19 protein-coding genes and 1 tRNA gene are annotated in these 20,680 nt (G+C 46.5%); 18 read left to right on the top strand and 2 right to left on the bottom strand.

Annotated features, from left to right (window positions below; genetic code table 11):
* The first annotated feature begins 44 nt into the window (after positions 1 to 44).
* From GC096_RS05840 to GC096_RS05880, 9 genes are all read left to right on the top strand, one after another.
* On the top strand, positions 45 to 995 hold the full coding sequence (locus GC096_RS05840) for a ribose-phosphate diphosphokinase (RefSeq protein WP_171629327.1): 951 nt from the start codon (positions 45 to 47) through the stop codon (positions 993 to 995).
* Between the two features lie 90 nt (positions 996 to 1,085).
* Positions 1,086 to 2,822 (top strand): tetratricopeptide repeat protein, encoded by a 1,737-nt coding sequence (locus GC096_RS05845; RefSeq protein WP_171629328.1) that lies wholly within the window; start codon positions 1,086 to 1,088, stop codon positions 2,820 to 2,822.
* 149 nt (positions 2,823 to 2,971) lie between these two features.
* On the top strand, positions 2,972 to 3,919 hold the full coding sequence (trxB, locus tag GC096_RS05850) for a thioredoxin-disulfide reductase (RefSeq protein WP_056611271.1): 948 nt from the start codon (positions 2,972 to 2,974) through the stop codon (positions 3,917 to 3,919).
* Positions 3,920 to 4,079: 160 nt separating this feature from the next.
* Positions 4,080 to 5,027 carry an ROK family glucokinase gene (locus GC096_RS05855; protein WP_171629329.1) on the top strand — a complete coding sequence of 316 codons (948 nt, stop codon included), beginning with the start codon at positions 4,080 to 4,082 and terminating at the stop codon, positions 5,025 to 5,027.
* A gap of 74 nt (positions 5,028 to 5,101) precedes the next feature.
* Positions 5,102 to 5,989, top strand: coding sequence for an RNase adapter RapZ (rapZ, locus tag GC096_RS05860; protein WP_057310218.1), 888 nt, complete (start codon positions 5,102 to 5,104; stop codon positions 5,987 to 5,989).
* A 31-nt stretch (positions 5,990 to 6,020) separates the two neighbouring features.
* Entirely contained in the window at positions 6,021 to 7,004 is a 984-nt protein-coding gene (gene mgfK, locus GC096_RS05865) for a gluconeogenesis morphogenetic factor MgfK (protein WP_171629330.1), read from the top strand.
* A 5-nt stretch (positions 7,005 to 7,009) separates the two neighbouring features.
* The gene (whiA, locus tag GC096_RS05870) at positions 7,010 to 7,942 is read left to right on the top strand and encodes a DNA-binding protein WhiA (RefSeq protein ID WP_056611259.1); all 933 of its coding nucleotides are present in this window, start codon (positions 7,010 to 7,012) and stop codon (positions 7,940 to 7,942) included.
* Positions 7,943 to 8,090: 148 nt separating this feature from the next.
* Positions 8,091 to 8,360, top strand: a complete 270-nt coding sequence (locus tag GC096_RS05875; RefSeq protein ID WP_028555561.1) for an HPr family phosphocarrier protein — start codon at positions 8,091 to 8,093, stop codon at positions 8,358 to 8,360.
* A gap of 210 nt (positions 8,361 to 8,570) precedes the next feature.
* Positions 8,571 to 10,334: a stalk domain-containing protein gene (locus GC096_RS05880; RefSeq protein ID WP_171629331.1), complete on the top strand. Its 1,764-nt coding sequence runs from the start codon at positions 8,571 to 8,573 to the stop codon at positions 10,332 to 10,334.
* A 79-nt stretch (positions 10,335 to 10,413) separates the two neighbouring features.
* Here the strand turns inward: GC096_RS05880 and clpP are convergent, their stop codons facing one another.
* Positions 10,414 to 10,995: an ATP-dependent Clp endopeptidase proteolytic subunit ClpP gene (gene clpP / locus GC096_RS05885; RefSeq protein WP_028555559.1), complete on the bottom strand. Its 582-nt coding sequence runs from the start codon at positions 10,993 to 10,995 to the stop codon at positions 10,414 to 10,416.
* 178 nt (positions 10,996 to 11,173) lie between these two features.
* Positions 11,174 to 11,245: transfer RNA gene (locus GC096_RS05890), tRNA-Arg, on the bottom strand.
* A gap of 265 nt (positions 11,246 to 11,510) precedes the next feature.
* Here GC096_RS05890 and GC096_RS05895 point away from each other — a divergent pair.
* The 9 genes from GC096_RS05895 (at position 11,511) to GC096_RS05935 (ending at position 20,660) form a co-directional block, all read left to right on the top strand.
* A complete protein-coding gene (locus GC096_RS05895; RefSeq protein ID WP_171629332.1) occupies positions 11,511 to 12,533 on the top strand; it encodes a sugar-binding transcriptional regulator in 1,023 nt (340 codons plus the stop codon).
* Between the two features lie 82 nt (positions 12,534 to 12,615).
* Positions 12,616 to 13,623: a type I glyceraldehyde-3-phosphate dehydrogenase gene (gene gap, locus GC096_RS05900; RefSeq protein WP_056611251.1), complete on the top strand. Its 1,008-nt coding sequence runs from the start codon at positions 12,616 to 12,618 to the stop codon at positions 13,621 to 13,623.
* Positions 13,624 to 13,790: 167 nt separating this feature from the next.
* On the top strand, positions 13,791 to 14,972 hold the full coding sequence (locus GC096_RS05905) for a phosphoglycerate kinase (RefSeq protein ID WP_171629333.1): 1,182 nt from the start codon (positions 13,791 to 13,793) through the stop codon (positions 14,970 to 14,972).
* A 33-nt stretch (positions 14,973 to 15,005) separates the two neighbouring features.
* Positions 15,006 to 15,758, top strand: coding sequence for a triose-phosphate isomerase (gene tpiA / locus GC096_RS05910; RefSeq protein ID WP_056611245.1), 753 nt, complete (start codon positions 15,006 to 15,008; stop codon positions 15,756 to 15,758).
* A gap of 1 nt (position 15,759) precedes the next feature.
* The gene (gpmI, locus tag GC096_RS05915) at positions 15,760 to 17,298 is read left to right on the top strand and encodes a 2,3-bisphosphoglycerate-independent phosphoglycerate mutase (protein ID WP_171629334.1); all 1,539 of its coding nucleotides are present in this window, start codon (positions 15,760 to 15,762) and stop codon (positions 17,296 to 17,298) included.
* Positions 17,299 to 17,328: 30 nt separating this feature from the next.
* Positions 17,329 to 18,621 (top strand): phosphopyruvate hydratase, encoded by a 1,293-nt coding sequence (gene eno, locus GC096_RS05920; protein WP_056611239.1) that lies wholly within the window; start codon positions 17,329 to 17,331, stop codon positions 18,619 to 18,621.
* Positions 18,622 to 18,682: 61 nt separating this feature from the next.
* Positions 18,683 to 19,435, top strand: coding sequence for a M50 family metallopeptidase (locus GC096_RS05925; protein ID WP_312886200.1), 753 nt, complete (start codon positions 18,683 to 18,685; stop codon positions 19,433 to 19,435).
* A 105-nt stretch (positions 19,436 to 19,540) separates the two neighbouring features.
* Complete coding sequence (gene secG, locus GC096_RS05930; RefSeq protein WP_056611230.1) at positions 19,541 to 19,777, top strand: preprotein translocase subunit SecG; 237 nt, start codon at positions 19,541 to 19,543, stop codon at positions 19,775 to 19,777.
* Between the two features lie 166 nt (positions 19,778 to 19,943).
* Positions 19,944 to 20,660, top strand: coding sequence for an alpha/beta hydrolase (locus GC096_RS05935; protein ID WP_171629367.1), 717 nt, complete (start codon positions 19,944 to 19,946; stop codon positions 20,658 to 20,660).
* The last annotated feature ends 20 nt before the right edge of the window (positions 20,661 to 20,680 follow it).

A 20,680-nucleotide genomic window follows, 5' to 3' on the forward strand; every position in this document is an offset into this window, starting at 1 on the left:
ACTATATAATCTATTTAATGAACCTTCGGAGGTAACCATTAACCATGCATAGCGACAATGTTAAAATTTTTTCCGGATCTTCGAATCCGAAGCTTGCGGAAAGTATTTGTAAAGAGCTCGGCCAGCCGCTAGGACAAATTAAATTATCACGTTTCAAAAGCGGAGAAATTTATTGCCTTTACGAAGAAACGATTCGTAACTGCGACGTGTTTCTGGTACAAACCTTCTCCCATCCGATTAATGAGCATATGATGGAGCTTTTGGTCATGATGGATGCGGCGAAAAGAGCATCTGCAAAAACGATCAACCTTGTCATCCCTTACTATGGTTACTCTCGTCAAGAACGTAAAGCAGCTCCGCGTGAACCGATCTCAGCTAAATTAGTCGCTGACTTGTTTGCTTCAGCAGGCGCAACGCGTGTTGTTACGATTGATCTCCATGCGCCAGCGATCCAAGGTTTCTTCAATATCCCTGTGGATCACCTGACAGCGCTTGATCTAATTAGTGATTGCATTAAACGAAAAAATTTACCGAACCCTATTATCGTTTCTCCAGATGCGGGTCGTGCGACAACAGCTGAGAAAATGGCTAACATTCTCGATGCGCCTTTCGCTATGATGATTAAGAAGCGCCCAGAGCACAATGAATCTGTGATTACACACGTCATTGGGGATGTTGCGGGACGCACGCCAATCATTATCGAGGATCTTATTGATACAGGTACAACGATCGTTAATGTTGTGGAAAGCCTGAAAGAACGCGGTGCGCTTGATGTCTACATCTGTGCGACACACCCTGTGTTCTCTGGCCCAGCACTGCAACGGTTGGATCACCCAAGCATTAAAGAAGTTATTATTACGGATTCGATCGCGATTCCAGAGGGGCACTCTGAGAAGTTTAATGTGCTTTCTGTAGCGCCTTTATTGTCCGACGCGGTTCGTATTATTACAGATGGTGGATCCCTATCCTCCCTATTCAAATACGGCGGCGTATAGGTCCATATCTTACCTTCGGATAATGTTTTTGGCTTCTAGGAGATCTATGGTATAATTTGATGGTAATCAAATTGCCGGAGGTGTCTTGCTATGGAAAAGAAAAAGCGCAAATCCGAAGCGCCAAAACCAAAAGTTATCTCAATAAACATGGATGCCGCATTCTTTTTCGAGAGAGCGGTTCAATCTTTGGATCGGTTTCATTATGATAAGGCATTGAAATATTTCCGGCGGGCTGCAGAGTATGAACAGGATAATCCTGTGAATCACTGCAACCTCGCAGGAGTTCTCTCCGAAGTGGGCAATTATGACGAGTCGAACCAAATTTTGCAGCATATCCTTGAAACCATTGATCCCGAGATGACAGAATGTCACTTTTATATGGCGAACAACTATGCCAACATGGAAAACTTCGAGCAGGCGGAACAGGCATTGGTTCGGTATTTGGAGAATGACCCGACAGGGCAATTCATGGACGAATCCGAAGAAATGATGGAAATGCTGAGCTACGAGCTTGATCGTCCCGCCCCTCTCACTAGCATCAAGAGTCGAGAAGGGCTGTTCGAGCATGATAAAGCTCGTGCGTTGCTCGAAGAAGGTAAGTTCGCAGAGGCCGTAAGGCAGTTGGAGAAGTTGGTGAAGAAGCAGCCTGACTTCACAGCGGCTCGCAACAATCTGGCACTGGCTTATTATTATATGGGCCAATTCGAGAAGGCGATGGAAACCATCCGCGAAGTGCTGGTTATTGATCCTGGTAATTTGCATGCACTTTGCAATATGGCGATTTTCCATCAGCATTTTGGCAACAAGAAGGAACTGGCTGAGCTAACTGCGCTGTTAGGCAAGACCTTTCCGTTCCAGCAAGAACATGTGTTCAAGCTGGCTACGACGATGGGTATTCTTGCTCAGCATGAGAAAGCCTACCATCTGTTTAAACGTCTATTGAAGGCGGGGGACGGGGGAACAGATCCTTGTTTGTACCATTATGCGGCTGTTGCTGCCTGCCATATCGGTCGTTTCGCCGAAGCGTACCGCTTGTGGAAGCAGGTTCAGAAGCTAGATCCGGGTGCTGAAATTTCGAAGTTCTACTTAGAGCAATTGCGGGTCAGAGAGAAGTCGGCGCTTCCGCTTACTTGGAGCTACCACTATCATCTTCCGTTCGAGGAACAGTTCCGAGCGCTCGAGAAGTCGACGCAAGGAATTCCTGATCAATTGAAGAAAGACCCGCTTGTGCGGTCATCCTTCTTCTGGGCATTGCGACATGGCGACGTAGAAACGAAGCTTCAAGTCATTCAAGCCTTTGGCTTGATTGCGGACAACGAAGTGAGAGACGCACTTCAGGATTTCATTCTGGATCACAAAGAGGATGACTATTTGAAGAAGGTTGCCATATTCGTTCTGCGAAGTATGGGCATCCGCGAGTCAATTCCAGCTTATCTCGAAAATAAAGACATCATGGTAGAGGCTTCACCGTACTCGCCTCATCTTCCCGTGTGGGATGCAACATGGCAGCGAGTGATGGAAACGGCGCTATCGCATATGCACAAGCGTTACGATATGGTTCAACAGTATGACTTAGAAATTCTGTGGGTTGAGTTTCTGACGAAGGTGTACCCGAACGTGCCGAAGATTCACAAATCAGCAGGCTGGGCAGCGGCGTTAGAATATTTGATTGCCAAAATGCATCGCCGTACGATTTCCTATCAGGAAGTAGCTACACGCTATGGCGTCACGGTTTCCACGGTCAGTCGGCATGTGAAGCATATCGACGATACCTGTGGCTTGCGTGAGAAAATGGATGCGATTTTCAATAAGTTTACGAGTCTTTGATAGCCGAGCTTGATGCATCATGAAAGCCTCGGCTTTCATACATATAGATGAACTGATTGTTCTTGCCCTAAACGGCGGTGAGCAATCGCTGAACAACCATGCTAATTAAAGAGAGCTTTCCTTAGGAAAGCACCTAGGAGGGAAATCATATGTATAAATCAGTCGTAGTAGGAACAGGACCATCCGGTCTAACAGCAGCCATTTACTTGGCGCGTGCAAACCTAAGCCCGCTTGTTATTGAAGGACCAGAACCAGGCGGTCAGTTGACGACAACTACCGAAGTAGAGAACTTCCCAGGATTTCCCGAAGGGATTATGGGACCAGAATTAATGGAAAACATGCGCAAGCAGGCTGAACGCTTTGGGGCTGAATTCAAAACAGGTTGGGTTAATTCCGTTGAATTGACGAACCGTCCGTTTAAGCTTCAAGTAGAGGGGCTTGGCGAGATCGAAACAGAAACCCTGATCATCTCAACAGGTGCGTCTGCAAGATTGCTTGGGATCACGAACGAGAAAGAAAACATCGGGCGCGGCGTAAGTACATGTGCAACGTGTGATGGATTCTTCTTTCGCGGCAAAAAGATTATCGTCGTTGGTGGCGGTGACTCTGCTATGGAAGAGGCAAACTTCTTGACTCGTTTTGCTTCCGAAGTGCGTTTGGTTCATCGCCGCGATGAGCTTCGTGCATCCAAAATTATGCAAGACCGCGCTCGTGGAAACGAGAAGGTGAAGTGGTCACTGAATAACACGCCGTTAGAAGTTGTAGCGGGTGATAAAGGTGTTACTGGCCTTAAAGTGAAAAACAACCAAACAGGTGAAGATGAAATCCTTGAAACAGACGGTATCTTCGTAGCGATCGGTCATACACCGAATACGAAGTTCCTCGGTGGACAAATCGACACAGATGAGCATGGCTACATCGTCGTGAAGCCAGGAACAACAGAAACGAACATCCCAGGCGTATTCGCTTGTGGTGACGTGCAAGATACGAAGTATCGTCAGGCTATCACAGCAGCTGGAAGTGGATGTGCCGCAGCGTTGGAAGCTGAGAAGTTTCTTGAAGGCAACAGCGTACACGACTGGAGTATTTCCTTGTAAGTCATTATGGCAATTCAGTTAACGTGGAGGGCTACGCTTTCCACGTTTTCTCATTTAGATAGGGTGTGGATGAATCTTGACCTCCCGGCAGTGTTGTCTTATAGTGGGAACAGGAGCACATGCCCGAAAATTTTATGATTATTCATGAGGTGACCTTGTAATGTCCAATCAAATTTATATCGGTGTAGATCTAGGCGGCACGAATATTAAAGTGGGTATTTGTGATGAGCAAGGCAAGCTTCTTAAAACGTTAGAAGGCCCTACTTCACCTGAACTAGGTGCAGATTCGGTCCTTGAGCGTATTGCGCAATATGTACGTCAAGTTGTCGAAGAATCCGACTATTCGTGGGAGCAAGTAGCTGGAATTGGCGCGGGGTTGGCTGGATTTATGGATATTCCAGAAGGCTTCGTGAAATTCTCACCGAACTTGCAATGGCATAACGTACCAGCGAAGAAGACGCTTGAAGCACTTCTGGGTAAACAAGTTAAGATTGATAACGATGCGAACGTAGCTGCGCTTGGCGAAGCTTGGGCTGGAGCTGGAGCGGGTATCCCGAACGTTGTGTGCTACACACTTGGAACGGGTGTTGGCGGCGGTATCATTATTAACAGTAAAATTTATCAAGGTTCTGCCGGTATGGCTGGCGAACTTGGACATATGTCCATCGTACCTGACATTGAAGCGATTCAGTGCGGCTGTGGTCAAATGGGATGTCTTGAAACCGTTTCTTCCGCAACAGGTATCGTTCGCATGGCGAAGGAAGCGGTGGAACGCGGCGAGCGTACATCACTAGCTCTTCACGAGAAAATTGAAGCTAAGCATGTGTTTGATGATGCAAAAAGCGGAGATGAAGTAGCTTTGCGCATCGTGAATCGCGCTGCTTATTATATCGGACGTTCGATGGCAGCTCTGGCTGTTGTCATTAATCCTAAGCGCTTTATTATCGGCGGTGGTGTTTCGAAGGCAGGGGAAATTCTATTCCAACCAATTCGTGAAACGTTCATCAAATTTACACCAGAAGTTGCAGCTGAAGGTGTTGAGATTGTTGCTGCTACACTTGGTAATGATGCTGGTGTTGTTGGAGCTGCAGGATTGAATTTACGATAGAAGGCTAGACCGGGTTCGCAGATGTAGTTAGGAAAAGCTGATCTGTGAAAGCACCCCAAAGGAAGGTGTCATGCATGGAAGAAAACCACCCTTTAGCGAAACTGGTCATTATTACAGGGATGTCGGGTGCAGGCAAGACAATAGCTGTTCAAAGCATGGAGGATCTTGGATTCTTCTGCGTTGATAACTTGCCTCCCGTCTTGATTCCGAAGTTTGCTGAATTGATTGTGCAATCGATGGGTAAAATCGGCAAAGTCGCCTTGGTTATTGATTTGCGCGGACGTGAATTTTTCACTGCGCTCCAAGAGTCTTTACGCTATATCCAAGAAAATTACACACTTAGCTATGAAATTTTATTCCTAGACGCAACGGATGGGACGCTCGTTCAGCGTTACAAAGAGAGCCGTCGCCGCCATCCATTGGCACCAGACGGGGCGCCGCTTGAGGGAATAGGTCTTGAGCGTAAGTTGCTTGAAGAGCTCAAGGGTCTGGCGACGCAGGTGATTGATACTAGCAGCCTGAAACCGGTGCAGTTGAAAGAAAGAATCATTTCCCGGTTCACCAATTTAGAAGCTAATCGCATATCTATAAATGTAATCTCTTTCGGGTTCAAGTATGGTGTCCCTATTGACGCTGATCTAATCTTTGATGTGCGCTTCTTGCCTAATCCTCACTATGTGGAACAACTGCGTCCGCAGACGGGTCAGGATCCAGATGTTTATGACTATGTGATGAAGTGGTCAGAGACGCAAGAATTCCTGACAAAGCTGCTCGATATGCTGAACTTCTTAATGCCTCAGTATAAGAAGGAAGGCAAGAGCCAGGTTGTTGTTGGTATTGGCTGCACAGGAGGTAAACATAGATCGGTTGCCATTACGGAGTATCTAGGTAAAGTTATGGGGAACAGTGAGACTGAGACCGTGCGTCTGAGTCATCGAGATTCCGAGCGGGACCGTTTATAGACGGCTATGTGAGTAAGAGGGTGAAAGAAGTATGGAGCTTGGTCAATTACAACGTAAGCCCAGAATAGTCGTTATTGGCGGTGGAACAGGGCTCTCGGTTATGCTGAGAGGGTTGAAAGAAAAGCCGGTTGATATTACAGCTATCGTGACGGTTGCAGACGATGGAGGAAGCTCTGGTATCTTGCGAAGTGAATTGCAGATGCCGCCTCCAGGGGATATTCGAAATGTGTTAACATCGTTAGCTGACGTTGAGCCATTGTTGTCATTGATGCTTCAATATCGATTTCAGAACGGTACAGGTTTAGCCGGACATAGTCTGGGAAATCTAATACTAGCGGCATTGACAGATATTACAGGTGATTTTGTTACTGCCGTGCAAGAAATGAATCGCGTATTTGCTGTTCGCGGGAGGGTTCTCCCGGCTTCGAATCAAGCCATTGTGTTGAAAGCCATTATGGAGGACGGGACTTTAGTTGTTGGGGAGTCCAAAATTCCGAAGGCCGATGGACGGATCAAGAGGGTATTCATTGAACCGGCGGGGGTAACACCACTCACAGAAGCCGTTCAAGCGATACGCGAAGCAGATGCCATCTTGTGCGGTCCTGGCAGTTTATATACAAGCTTGCTGCCGAATTTGCTTGTTCCAGGGATTGCTGAGGAGATCGTGGCATCGAACGCAGTGAAATTGTTCATTTGTAATGTCATGACACAGCCAGGCGAAACCGATGATTATTCTGTGAGCGATCATCTGGATGCGATTTATGATCACTTAGGTCAGCATTTGTTTGATTATGTGATCGTGAATAATGGTGAAATTCCACCGCAGGTGCAAGCCAAGTATGCGGAAAAAGGTTCAAAAGCGGTTCATTTAGATTTGGATGAAGTGACGAAAAGAGGATACCGGGTAATTGCAGATCGACTTGTGTTATTCCGTACTTATCTTCGTCATGATGCAGAGAAATTGAGTGACCATATCTATCAGCTCGTCGAAAGCTGGCTGTTAAGGAAGAAGTGAGTCCCTTGTCCTTTGCGGCAACAACCAAAAAAGAATTAACATTAATCAATGATTCGGAGTCATGCTGTGAAAAAGCGGAGCTGTCCGCGCTCATTCGAATGAATGGCGCTGTTCAGTTAACAAGCCAGCGTGTCGTGTTGGATGTATCCACGGAGAACGCAGCGATTGCACGGCGAATTTACTCGCTGATCAAGAAGACGTATAATACACACACGGAGTTGCTCGTGCGTAAGAAGATGCGTCTAAAGAAGAATAATGTGTACATTGTTAGGGTGCCTGGCCAAGTACAGGAACTGCTCAGTGATTTGAAGATCGTCTCGGAAGGTTTTATTTTTACGACGGGGATTAACAAGGACATTATTCGCGGCAATTGCTGCAAGCGTGCTTATCTTCGAGGAGCCTTCATGGCTGGCGGTTCTGTCAATAACCCGGAGGGATCTTCCTATCATTTGGAAATTGCTTCGATTTATGAAGAGCACTGCAAAGCTTTAACACAGCTTGCGAATAAGTTTGACTTAAACGCCCGATTCATTGAACGTAAGAAAGGGTTCGTGCTGTACATCAAGGAAGGCGAGAAAATTATCGAGTTTCTTAATATCATTGGGGCCCACCAGGCGCTGCTGCGCTTCGAGGATGTCCGGATTATGAAGGATATGAGGAATTCCGTTAATCGCATCGTAAACTGTGAAACGGCGAACTTGAACAAAACGATCGGGGCAGCCGTCAGACAAATCGAGAATATTCGATTGTTGCAGCGGGAGATCGGTCTAGACAGCTTACCTGAGAAGTTAAGAGAGGTTGCGGAGATTAGACTTGCGCATCCTGACTTGAATTTGAAGGAAGTTGGCGACATGCTTTCGGGCAGTGTCAGCAAGTCAGGTGTGAATCATCGCCTGCGGAAAATAGACGAATTAGCCGAAAAACACCGAAATTCGTAGGAAAGTCGGGGCTGTACAACGCTTGTATAAGTTTTTCGCATTTTTTCTAGTGTACTTGAAGGAAAAATGCTATAATATTAAAACATAAGGTTAAACGCTGTTATTAATAGTAATCCATATAAGCTCCACACTAGGGGGAATTAGTTCCATGTCCAGACGTCCAGTCGTTGTGAAGTTGAGAACAGGACTTCATGCCAGACCTGCGGCATTGTTTGTTCAAGAGGCGAATAAGTTTTCATCGGAGATCTTTGTTGAGAAAGATGAGAAGAAAGTGAATGCGAAGAGCATCATGGGAATTATGAGTCTTGCGATCAGCACAGGGACCGAAGTCTTCATAAGTGCAGAAGGTTCGGATGCAGAGCAGGCTGTAAACGCTTTAGTCACATTAGTCAGTAAGGAAGAGTTGGAAAACCAATAATCCTTTAAAAGCCTACCTTTCGAGGGGGCTTTTTTGCATTGTAGAAGCAAATCGCTAACTTTCTAAAAGTGTCAAAATTGTTAACAAATAGTGGTAGGGGGCAACCTTTTTCATTTGGCTACGTCTAATAAACGTGGTCGTGATGGATAAGGCTATTTGTATTTCCAAATAGCGCCCCTATCCCAAGCTTGAAGAAGGAGCCGAAGTGAAATGAATGTAGTAAAGAAAGAAATGATTGCCTTACTGGCTGTACTCGTATTTCTAGTTAGTACGATTACTGCACCAGCCGCGAATGCGGTATCAACAAGTTCGTCCTTTATTTTACTTTATATCGACAAGTCAGAAGCTTTCGTAAATCAAGAGCAAATCCATCTAGACTCCCCTTCTACCATCATTGATGGAAGCACCTTCGTTCCAGCCAAATTCTTAGGTGATACATTAGGATTTCAAGTAGAGTGGAATGATTTATCCCGTACGATTCAAATGACGCCTCCAGGTTACAACATCGTGCTTGATTCCGATCATAAGACGGTGACAACGAATGGGGTGGATGTACCCTTTAAATCCGTAGCCGCTATCGTGAATGGCAAGTTGCTTGTGAAGCTGACGTGGTTGGCTGATTACATGGGTGCAAAGTATACCTACAATAGCGAGCTAAGACGTGTAGAGATCGTGCATTTTAAAGCGCCTGAGGGCATCTACATCGATCAAGATAGTAATTCTCGTCCAGTTGCCAAATTCGCTACTGCGAAGCCTACCTACAGGCTTGGAGAGCCTGTTAAGTACTTGGATTTAAGTTATGATCCAGATGCAGAGGGTATCGTATCCTTCGATTGGACAGGGAAACAAGAAGCATTCTTCAAAGCTGGTCAATATCCAGTAACTTTAACGGTTAAGGATGGCCATGGTCATGTGAGTAAGTTGTTCAAAAGCTTTGTGACTGTTGTAAATGAACCGTATTTGTCAGAGGTCGAATACCCGATATATATGAAGCCAGTTGGCGGGTTCATCAAAACGAACTGGACGACGATTTGGTCCCATTTTAACGAGTTAGCGATGCTTCCGAAAGACGTGAAAGAAGTACAAGGACGTACGCTGCTTGTTAGTGATAGTCCAGAAGAATTCACGAGCAGCGGTATTTTGTATCAAGACAATATTAATGGTAAAGCGCGTTTGTACGCGGATCATATCAATGGCACGCAACAGAAAATGACATTTGCCATCTTTGCAACAAATAACACAGATAAGCCGATTACGATTAAAACAACAAATAAAGGCGAAGTCTACCCTTCGGTTTATGCGAATTTGATCGGCAGCGAAGCGTCGGTTGATTTCCTTCTAAACAACGTATACACGGATACAATGACGGTTCCGCCTAAAGCAAGCTATGTATACGCCAAATTACCAGATTTCTATCCAGGTCAAGGCGTGAATTTGTTCTATGATGTCGAAACAGACGGCGAGCTTCAAATGTCCTTTATCGCAACGGAAAAGATGCTGACACCAACGATCGTGAAGGAGTTGCCTCTACTCGCCTTTAACGGTCATGTTCGCGGTACTTTCCCCGTTTCCGAGATTGAATGGAAAATTGATGCCACGAGCTTTACGAAAGCTTCCCGATTAACGATCGGAGATAATAAGACGGATCCATTCGTCAAAGGCTACGACGTGATGCGTAAGCAAGTTGTAGAGAATGGTGGTAATTACGGCGTCGTTTACAAAATTCATGCGGATAAGCCGCGCAAAATGGCTGTGATGATTATGGCTAGAGGCGGCGTGTTCAAAGGGCCGTTTAAAATCAACGGTGAAATCATTCCTGTACCTTATTCCGGTGTTATTACGGCCTTCGATGGCTTGGTAGTACTGGCACGCACGACAGGTACGGAAGATGCGTTAGATATTGAGTTTACGCCTCCCGCGGGCTCGGCGTTCCCTATTGATTTAATTTTCTACCCATTGGATGAGAAGAAGTGATGAATTAAAAAAACCAGCCTGAACATCAAAGCTCATGTGAGCAATGAAGTTCAGGCTGGTTTTTTTCTGTATAAAATGATTAGACGCGCTCGATGACTTTATCGATGAGTCCGTATTCGGCTGCTTCTTTAGCACTCATGAAGTTATCACGGTCCGTATCCTTCTCGATGCGCTCGAACGTTTGTCCCGTGCGCTCTGCTAGGATCGTGTTCAGGTTGTCTCTCATTTTCAAAATACGCTTAGCGCGAATCTCGATATCAGAGGCTTGGCCTTCTGCGCCGCCAAGTGGTTGGTGAATCATGACTTCGCTGTTCGGAAGCGCGTAACGCTTGCCTTTGGCACCAGCAGTGAGCAAGAATGCACCCATGGAAGCGGCCATACCTACACAGATCGTGGATACGTCTGGTTTGATGAACTGCATCGTGTCGAAGATCGCCATACCGGCTGTGATGGAGCCGCCGGGGCTGTTAATGTAAAGCGAGATATCTTTATCAGGATCTTGAGCGGCCAAGAAGAGCAACTGAGCAATGATGGAATTCGCCACAACATCGTTGACACCCGTGCCTAAGAATATAATGCGGTCTTTCAGCAAGCGAGAGTAGATGTCATATCCTCTTTCACCGCGCGCGTCCTGTTCGACGACCATAGGAATAAAACTCATGAGAATGACCTCCTTGGGGTTGGGTTACCTACTATTGGGTACATACTATTTACAGTATCTACAAGTATGATAACGAAAAAACGTCTGAAGGTCAAGAAAGGTCAAACTAAACGCAAAAAAATCAGCCTCAGAGCTGATTTGGCGATTAAACCGTAACTCTTGTAGCTGATTTGTTGGACGCGCCCGAAAGGAATCGAACCTTTATCTCAGGCTTCGGAGGCCTACGTCATATCCATTGGACCACGGGCGCATAGTAGCAGAAAAAGTGAAGCAAGGGTTATTATAAGTCAGCTTTCCATAAAAAGCAAGATGGTAAGCCCTTACAGGCCTATTTGAAGAAAAATGTTTGAACAAATGTTGAATGTTGCGAAGGAAATGGTTATAATAAGAACTGTAAACGAGAAACGAAATACGGAATTGTGCAAGGAACTTTTTTTTCACCCGGGTGGGACATAAAATGTATACCTGGGACAAAAAACGTCCTACATTGGATCGGGAGCGTTGGAAGTCGTCCTATGAGAGAGATTCTAGACATTCAGAAACAGCTCATGCCTGATCTTATGGACATCATGAAGAAACGCTACTCGATTCTGCAACACATCTTGGTCTCCGGTGTTGTCGGACGAAGGACGTTAGCGTCCTCACTCGACATGACGGAGCGCGTACTGCGCGGTGAAGTCGATTTCCTGAAGGAGCTAGGGCTTCTGGAATCAGACGCAAGCGGCATGAAGATCAGCGAGTCTGGTCGTCAACTGCTGGAAGATATGCAGCCGATCATTAAGATGGCGTTTGGCTTAACAGATCTAGAAGATAGCATTGCCAAAGCTTTTCACATCTCCAATGTGATTATCGTACCTGGGGATTCCGACACTTCCGTATTTACGAAGAAAGAGCTTGGACGCGCTGGCGCGGCCGCCCTACGTAAATATGTTGCCAAAGATGATATTATCGCGGTAACAGGCGGGTCGACCATGGCTCAGATCGCTAATAACCTAGCTATCTCGTCTTCGATGAAAGGTAGTTGGTTCGTTCCTGCACGTGGAGGACTTGGTGAAAGTGTGGATATGCAAGCGAACACGATTGCTTCCATTATGGCTAAGAAAACAGGTGGGAAGTATAGGTTGCTGCATGTGCCGGATCATCTTGGGGAAGAAGCGTATCAATCGCTGATTCAAGATCCACAGATTCAGGAAGTTGTAAACGCGGTGCGCAGTTGTCGCATTGTTGTACATGGTATCGGAGATGCTATGGTCATGGCACGCAGACGTAAAGTAGATAATGATACTACGAGCAGTCTGAGAGCTGATGGTGCACTTGCTGAGGCGCTTGGTTATTATTTTGACCGCCAAGGAAATGTGGTTCATAAGATGCCGACAGTCGGACTTCGACTGGAAGATCTGCAGCGTGTTGAGGTTGTGATTGGTGTTGCTGGCGGGAAGAGCAAGGGGGAAGCGATTGCGTCTGTCTTACGACATGGGCAAGAAGATGTCCTAGTTACAGATGAAGCAGCTGCCTTAGAAATCATGAAGCATGTATAGCTGAAAGTTGCCATCATAACGTAAGCCATTCATGGCTGCGTTTTGAAATATAATATTTATGTAATCTTAGGAGGAAATGACTATGACAACAAAAGTAGGTATTAACGGTTTCGGACGTATTGGTCGTAACGTATTCCGCGCAGCATTGAACAACCCAGATGTGCAAATCGTAGCAGTTAACGATTTGACAGACGTTAAAACATTGGCTCACTTGCTTAAATATGACACTACTCACGGTAAACTAGACGCTACAGTTGAAGCTGGCGAAGGCGAATTGATCGTTAACGGTCGTTCCATCAAGGTTTTTGCTGAGCGTAACCCTGGGGATCTGCCATGGGCATCTGTAGGCGCTGAAATCGTAATCGAATCCACTGGTATTTTCACAGCGAAAGAAAAAGCAGAACTTCACTTGAAAGGTGGAGCTAAGAAAGTTATCATTTCCGCTCCAGCTTCTGACGAAGATATCACAATCGTACTTGGTGTTAACGAAGACAAATACGATCCAGCTGCACACACAATCATCTCCAACGCTTCTTGTACAACAAACTGTCTAGCTCCTTTCGCGAAAGTTATCAACGATAGCTTCGGAATCGTAAAAGGTATGATGACAACTGTTCACTCTTACACAAATGACCAATCCGTACTTGACGTTCCACATAAAGACCTTCGTCGTGCTCGTGCAGCAGCTGAGAACATCATTCCTTCCAGCACTGGCGCAGCAAAAGCAATCGGTCTAGTACTTCCTGAGCTTAAAGGCAAATTGAACGGTATGGCTATGCGTGTTCCTACACCTAACGTTTCCGTAACTGATTTGGTTGTTGAGCTTAAAGTTAACGTAACTGTTGACGAAGTAAACGCAGCTTTGAAACAAGCTTCCGAAGGCCCTCTTAAAGGCATTCTTAACTACACAGAAGATGCACTTGTATCCAGCGACTTCAATGGTGACCCAGCTTCTTCCACAATTGACGCTTTGTCCACAATGGTAGTTGGCGACAACATGTTGAAAGTTGTTTCCTGGTACGATAACGAGTGGGGTTACTCCAACCGCGTTGTTGACTTGGTAGCTTTCATCGCGAAAAAAGGTCTGTAATTTCATAATTCATCAATTGGAAAACCACATGAAGGGGAGAAGCGATTCTCCTCTTTATGTGCGATTTACACATAGAAAAAGATAGAATCGGAAGAGAACCATACACGCCAGAGCTTATGCTTACGAAGATAGTTTTACTAAAGCAAAACTTTTAGGAGGCTTTTACGATGAATAAGAAAAGTGTTCGCGATGTTGAAGTAGCTGGTAAAAGAGTATTTGTTCGCGTTGATTTCAACGTGCCTGTAGAAAACGGACAAATCACTGACGATACACGAATCAGAGAAACGCTTCCTACGATTAAATTCTTAGTTGAGCAAGGCGCTAAAGTTATTCTTGCTGCGCATTTTGGTCGTCCAAACGGTCAAGTGGTCGAAGAGCTTCGTCTAACACCAGTTGCTGCGAAATTAGCTGAGCTTCTTGGTCAAAACGTGATCAAAGCGGATCAATCCGTTGGTGAAATCGTGAAGGCCCAAGTCGATGCGCTTGAAAATGGCGACGTGCTTTTACTTGAAAACGTTCGTTTCAACGAAGGTGAAGAGAAGAACGATCCTGAATTGGCAAAAGCTTTCGCTGATCTAGCTGATCTGTTCGTGAATGATGCTTTCGGTGCTGCTCACCGTGCACATGCTTCGACTTCAGGCATTGCTGCTTATATCCCAGCTGTTTCCGGTCTTTTGATGGAGAAAGAGCTTGATGTTCTTGGTAAAGCATTGAACAACCCAGAGCGTCCTTTCACAGCTATCGTTGGTGGATCCAAAGTAAAAGACAAAATTGCAGTCATTGAGAACCTCCTGAACATTGCAGACAACGTCTTGATTGGCGGCGGTCTTTCCTATACATTCTTAAAAGCACAAGGCTACGAAATCGGTAAATCACTTCTGGACAATTCGAAGCTTGATTTAGCGCTTAGCTTTATTGCGAAAGCAAAAGAAAAAGGCGTTAACTTCTTACTTCCAGTGGATATCGTTGTTGCTGATAAATTCGGCGCAGATGCGAACACGCAAATCGTTGGCACTGACAGCATTCCTGCAGATTGGGAAGGCATTGACATCGGACCGAAAACACGTGAAATGTATGCAGACGTTATCGCAAAATCCAAACTCGTTGTTTGGAACGGACCGATGGGCGTATTCGAAATCGAGCCTTTCTCCCACGGTACACGTGCAGTAGCACAAGCATGTGCGGACACGGAAGGTTACACAGTTATCGGTGGTGGCGATTCCGCTGCTGCAACTGAGAAATTCCACTTGGCTGAGCAAATGAACCACATGTCCACAGGCGGCGGCGCTTCCTTGGAGTTCATGGAAGGTAAAGCATTGCCAGGCGTAGTAGCACTTAACGACAAATAAGAAATTATTTTTTTCATAAAAAGGAGTCTAACCATGAGCAGAACACCGATTATCGCGGGTAACTGGAAAATGTTCAAAACTGTTTCCGAAGCAATCAGCTTCGTGAACGAAGTAAAAGGCAGCACAGTAGAAGGCGTGGAGAGCGTTATTTGCTCCCCTTTCACAAACCTTCCTGCGCTTGTTGAAGCTACAAAAGGTACGGATGTTCACGTTGGCGCACAAAACCTTCACTTTGAAGATAACGGCGCATTCACAGGTGAAATCAGCGGCGTAATGCTGAAAGATCTTGGCGTTGAGTATGTCATCATCGGTCACTCCGAGCGTAGAGCTTACTTCGCTGAGTCCGACGAAATCGTGAACAAGAAAGTCGTTGCGGCTTTCAAACACGGCTTGAAACCAATTCTTTGTGTAGGCGAGAAGTTGGAAGAGCGTGAAGCAGGTCAAACGAAAGATGTTTGTAAAGTACAAACAGAAGCAGCTTTTGCTGGTCTGAGTGCAGAGCAAGCAGCACAAGTTGTTATCGCTTATGAGCCAATTTGGGCGATCGGTACAGGTAAATCTTCCACAGCGGAAGATGCACAAGACGTGATCGGTTACATCCGTACTTTGGTTAGCGGTCTTTATGGCGCAGCAGTTGCTGATGTCGTTCGTATCCAATACGGCGGCAGCGTGAAGCCTAACAACATCGCTGAGTATATGGCACAGCCTGACATCGACGGCGCGCTTGTAGGTGGAGCGAGCCTTGAGTCCGCTTCCTACATCCAACTCGTCCAGGGGGCGAAGTAACATGTCCAGACCGAAACCGGTAGCACTCATCATTCTCGATGGCTTCGGACTCCGCTCGGAAGAGCAGGGGAATGCGGTTGCTCATGCCAAAAAGCCTAACTATGACCGGTACTGGTCTACGTTTCCTCATACAACCCTCACGGCTTGCGGTGAGGCTGTAGGTTTGCCAGAAGGCCAGATGGGGAATTCTGAAGTAGGACACCTGAACATCGGCGCAGGCCGTACGGTATATCAGGATCTGACGCGGATTTCGAAATCGATTCGTGATGGTGAATTCTACGACAATGAAACGATTCTAGGTGCTGTTCGTCATGCTAAAAACAATGCCAAGAAGCTGCACCTTTATGGTTTGCTTTCGGACGGCGGCGTGCACAGTCACATTCAGCATTTATTTGCGCTGTTGGACTTAGCGAAGAAAGAACAGTTCGGCGAAGTATACATCCACGCTTTCTTGGACGGCCGCGACGTGGCTCCAGATTCTGCGAAGGGGTATATGGCGAGTCTTTTGAGCAAAATCGAAGAAGTCGGCGTAGGCAAAATTGCGACTGTACAAGGCCGCTATTATGCAATGGACCGCGACAAACGCTGGGAGCGTACGGAGAAATCCTACCGCGCGATGGTGTACGGCGAGGGCCCAACCTACACGGATCCTATGCAAGCGATCGTTGAATCCTATGAGAAATCCGTCTATGACGAATTCGTTATGCCAACAGTTATTGTTGGTGACGATGGTCAACCGGTTGGACTTGTAGAATCAGGCGATGCCGTAATCTTCTTCAACTTCCGTCCGGACCGTGCGATTCAGCTTTCACAAGTCTTCACGAATGAAGACTTCCGTGGGTTTGATCGTGGTCCTAAAGTAGCGAAGAACCTCTACTACGTGTGTCTGACGCTGTTCAGCGAGTCCGTAGACGGTTTCGTAGCTTACAAACCGAAGGATCTCGACAACACGCTGGGCGAGGTGCTGGCACAGAACGGTCTGAAGCAGCTTCGTGCTGCTGAGACAGAGAAGTATCCGCATGTAACGTTCTTCTTCAGCGGTGGTCGAGATGCGGAGTTGCCAGGCGAAACTCGCCTTCTGATTCCTTCACCGAAGGTTGCCACGTATGACTTGCAACCGGAAATGAGCGCTTACGAATTAGCGGAAGCGGTCGTGAAAGAAGTAGAAGCTGAGCGTCATGACGTGATCATCTTGAACTTCGCGAACCCTGACATGGTAGGTCACTCTGGATTGCTTGAGCCAACGGTCAAAGCGATCGAAGCGACAGACGATTGTCTAGGTAAAGTTGTCGAGGCGATCCTAGCCAAAGGTGGCGTAGTCTGCATCACAGCGGATCACGGCAACGCGGATGTGGTTACGAATGCAGACGGTTCACGCAACACAGCACATACAACGAATCCGGTGCCTTTTATTGTGACGGACAAATCTGTTACACTAAGAGATGGCGGTATTCTGGCAGATATTGCACCAACAATGCTAGATTTCTTAGAACTGAATCAACCTCAGCAAATGACTGGGGCAACAATTCTAAACAAATAATTTATTTTATTGAAGGAGTGTTTTATCACAATGACAATTATTTCTGATGTTTACGCACGCGAAGTATTGGATTCCCGCGGTAACCCAACGGTTGAAGTAGAAGTATACCTAGAGTCCGGCGCTTTCGGCCGTGCTATCGTCCCTTCAGGCGCTTCCACAGGCGCATACGAGGCTGTTGAGCTTCGTGATGGTGACAAAGGTCGTTACCTTGGTAAAGGCGTTCTGAAAGCTGTTGAGAACGTAAATGAAATCATCGCTCCTGAAATCATCGGTCTAGACGCTCTTGATCAAGTTGGCATCGACAACAAAATGATCGAGCTTGATGGTACTCCTAACAAAGCTAAATTGGGAGCTAACGCAATTCTAGCTGTTTCCATGGCTGTTGCTCGCGCAGCTGCTGACGCTTTGGACGTGCCATTGTACGTTTACCTTGGTGGATTCAATGCCAAAACACTTCCAGTTCCAATGATGAACATCATCAACGGTGGGGCACATGCCGACAACAACGTTGACGTTCAAGAGTTCATGGTTCTGCCAGTTGGCGCACCGACTTTCAAAGAAGCTCTTCGCATCGGCGCTGAGATTTTCCATAGCTTGAAATCCGTATTGAAAGAAAAAGGCCTTAACACAGCAGTTGGCGACGAAGGCGGATTCGCTCCTAACTTCAAATCCAACGAAGAAGCAATCACTACAATCCTTACAGCTATCGAAAACGCTGGTTACAAACCAGGTGTTGACGTATTCTTGGGTATGGACGTTGCTTCCACAGAGTTCTTCAAAGATGGTAAATACCACCTTGAAGGCGAAGGCAAATCCTTCACATCCGCTGAGTGGGTTGACTTCTTGGCTGCATGGGTTGATAAATACCCAATCATCACGGTTGAAGATGGTTGCTCCGAAGACGATTGGGAAGGTTGGAAATTGCTTACTGAGAAATTGGGTAACAAAATCCAACTCGTTGGTGACGACTTGTTCGTTACGAACACTGAGCGTCTTTCCAGAGGGATCGAAGAAAACATCGGTAACTCCATCTTGGTTAAAGTTAACCAAATCGGTACGCTTACTGAGACTTTTGATGCGATCGAAATGGCAAAACGCGCTGGTTACACAGCTGTTATCTCCCACCGTTCCGGTGAGAGCGAAGACAGCACAATCGCTGACATCGCGGTTGCTACGAACGCTGGTCAAATCAAAACAGGTGCTCCGTCCCGTACGGACCGTGTAGCGAAATACAACCAACTTCTTCGTATCGAAGACGAGTTGTTCACTGTAGCTCAATACGCTGGTAAAAAAGCATTCTACAACTTGAGAAACTTCAAGTAATAACATCCGTATGTAATTATATGGCGGGCAGGTGGCTTACACCTGCCCGTTTTGGCGTATAATGGGGGTAAAGTCGTCCAATGCTAGGGAGGTTATGCTTTTGAGCAACTGGGTAAAAACGATCCTGTTCCTAATAGGCTCCGCGGTGCTCACGCACTGGATTCCTTCCTCATTTTTTCGGAACCTGGACACGATGGTACATGAGTTCGGGCATGCAGTAGCAACACTTGCGCTGTCCGGCAAGGTCATGTACATCGAGCTGTACAGGGACCACAGCGGTGTCACTTACTCGTCCATGACCAAGTCATGGGCCATCATCCCGGTCTCGCTGGCGGGGTATATGACCGCTTCGCTGTTTGCTTGGTTCTTGTTCTCGGCGTACGCCAGAGGCAAGCAGAAGCTGGGGCTGCAGGTGATGATCGCGCTATCAGCGTTATCACTTGTGCTATTTGTACGGAACAGCTTCGGCGTTTCGTTTCTGCTCGGTTTTATTCTTATGACCGTGCTGGCTCTGGCGCTCGCGCCGAAGTGGCTGCGCGATTTCTACTACCTGCTGCTGGCGTTCTTATGCTTGGAGGAGTCGGTCTTCGGTCCGGGCTCGCTGATCGTATATGCCTTGCAAAACAGCCGGAGTGCTGGTGATGCGAGTAATTTGGCCAACCACACGGGGATACCCGCCATTGTGTGGGCGATCGGGTTTACGTTGTTCGCACTATGGTGTGCGAAACAAGCGGTGGGTGCCTTCTTAGGGCGGAGCAAGAGAGCTAGAAGTGCAAGTAGTAGGCCTACTGCGATGGGGTCATATCGCGACTAGGTGCTGATGCTTCGTTTAGGCCGTTTTGTTGTGTTCCTGGACGAACTATGTTAAAATACTTATGCTAGTTGTATAAGGCAAAGAATCGGCAATTGGGGTGCTAATATGTTAATCTTTATGAAAATTTTGTTAATCATAGCTTCGGTTGGATTAATTGCGATTGTCCTTTTACAAAAAGGGAAAAGCGCAGGCTTGTCCGGTGCCATTTCCGGTGGCGCTGAGCACTTATTTGGTAAACAAAAAGCTCGTGGTTTGGAACTATTTTTGTCCCGTGCAACAATGGGTCTTGCTGCTGCATTCTTTATTCTTTCTATTGTCGTAGCATACGTAGTGAAAAGCTAACACACATAAAACGATAACAGCAGGGGAATTATACTCCTGCTGTTTTTTCATTTTTGTATAAGTGTTGGTGAAAGGATGAGTCATCATTACGGAAGAACGGATTTATAAGTCGACAGAGCCCTTCTATTGGATAGGTCATGGCGAGAAGCAGGAAACAGGCATTTTGATGATTCATGGCTTCACAGGATCACCTTCGGAATTCAGAAGAATTGGCTATATCTTGCGAGACGAAGGGTACACGATTCAAGCGCTCAGATTGCCAGGCCATGGCACTTCGCCTGAGGATATGAGGCGCACCGGATGGACGGATTGGTATGGGCATGTGCTGGAGAGTTACGATGAGCTAGCCGCTCGCTGCAAGCGAGTTGTGATCATGGGACATTCGATGGGCGGACTCCTCGCTTTGAAATTGGGGGGAGAACGCGCTGCTGCGGGCATTATCTCACTAGCTACACCGTTTTTCTTTACGACAAGGAAATTGGCGCTAGCTGGAGTTATGCAGTATGTATTGCCTTACATAGAGAAAAAACCCAAGAAGATCTCCACATTGTTAGACGAGTCATGTGCATATACCAAAACGCCGATTCGCTGTGTCGTCAGTTTAAGAAAGTTAGTCAAGGAAGTGAAGAAATTGCTACCTCGGGTAGATGCTCCGATTTGGATCGGGCAAGGAAATAAGGATGGAATCGTCCATCCTAGCAGCGCAGTATATCTACGGAATAGCGTCGGATCACAGGTGACGAAGCTGCATTTTTATAAAGAATCGTCCCATGGTTTATTGCTAGATCAAGAGCGGGAGCAGATTTATGCGGATATTTCTGCGTTTATCCTTTCGCAGCAAGTGGCATACTATGGAGTAAGGGACTTAAGAACGGCGGACTAGAACAACAACAAGAAGGTGAA

The sequence above is a fragment of the Paenibacillus plantarum genome (assembly GCF_013141695.1).
Lineage (GTDB): Bacteria > Bacillota > Bacilli > Paenibacillales > NBRC-103111 > Paenibacillus_E > Paenibacillus_E plantarum.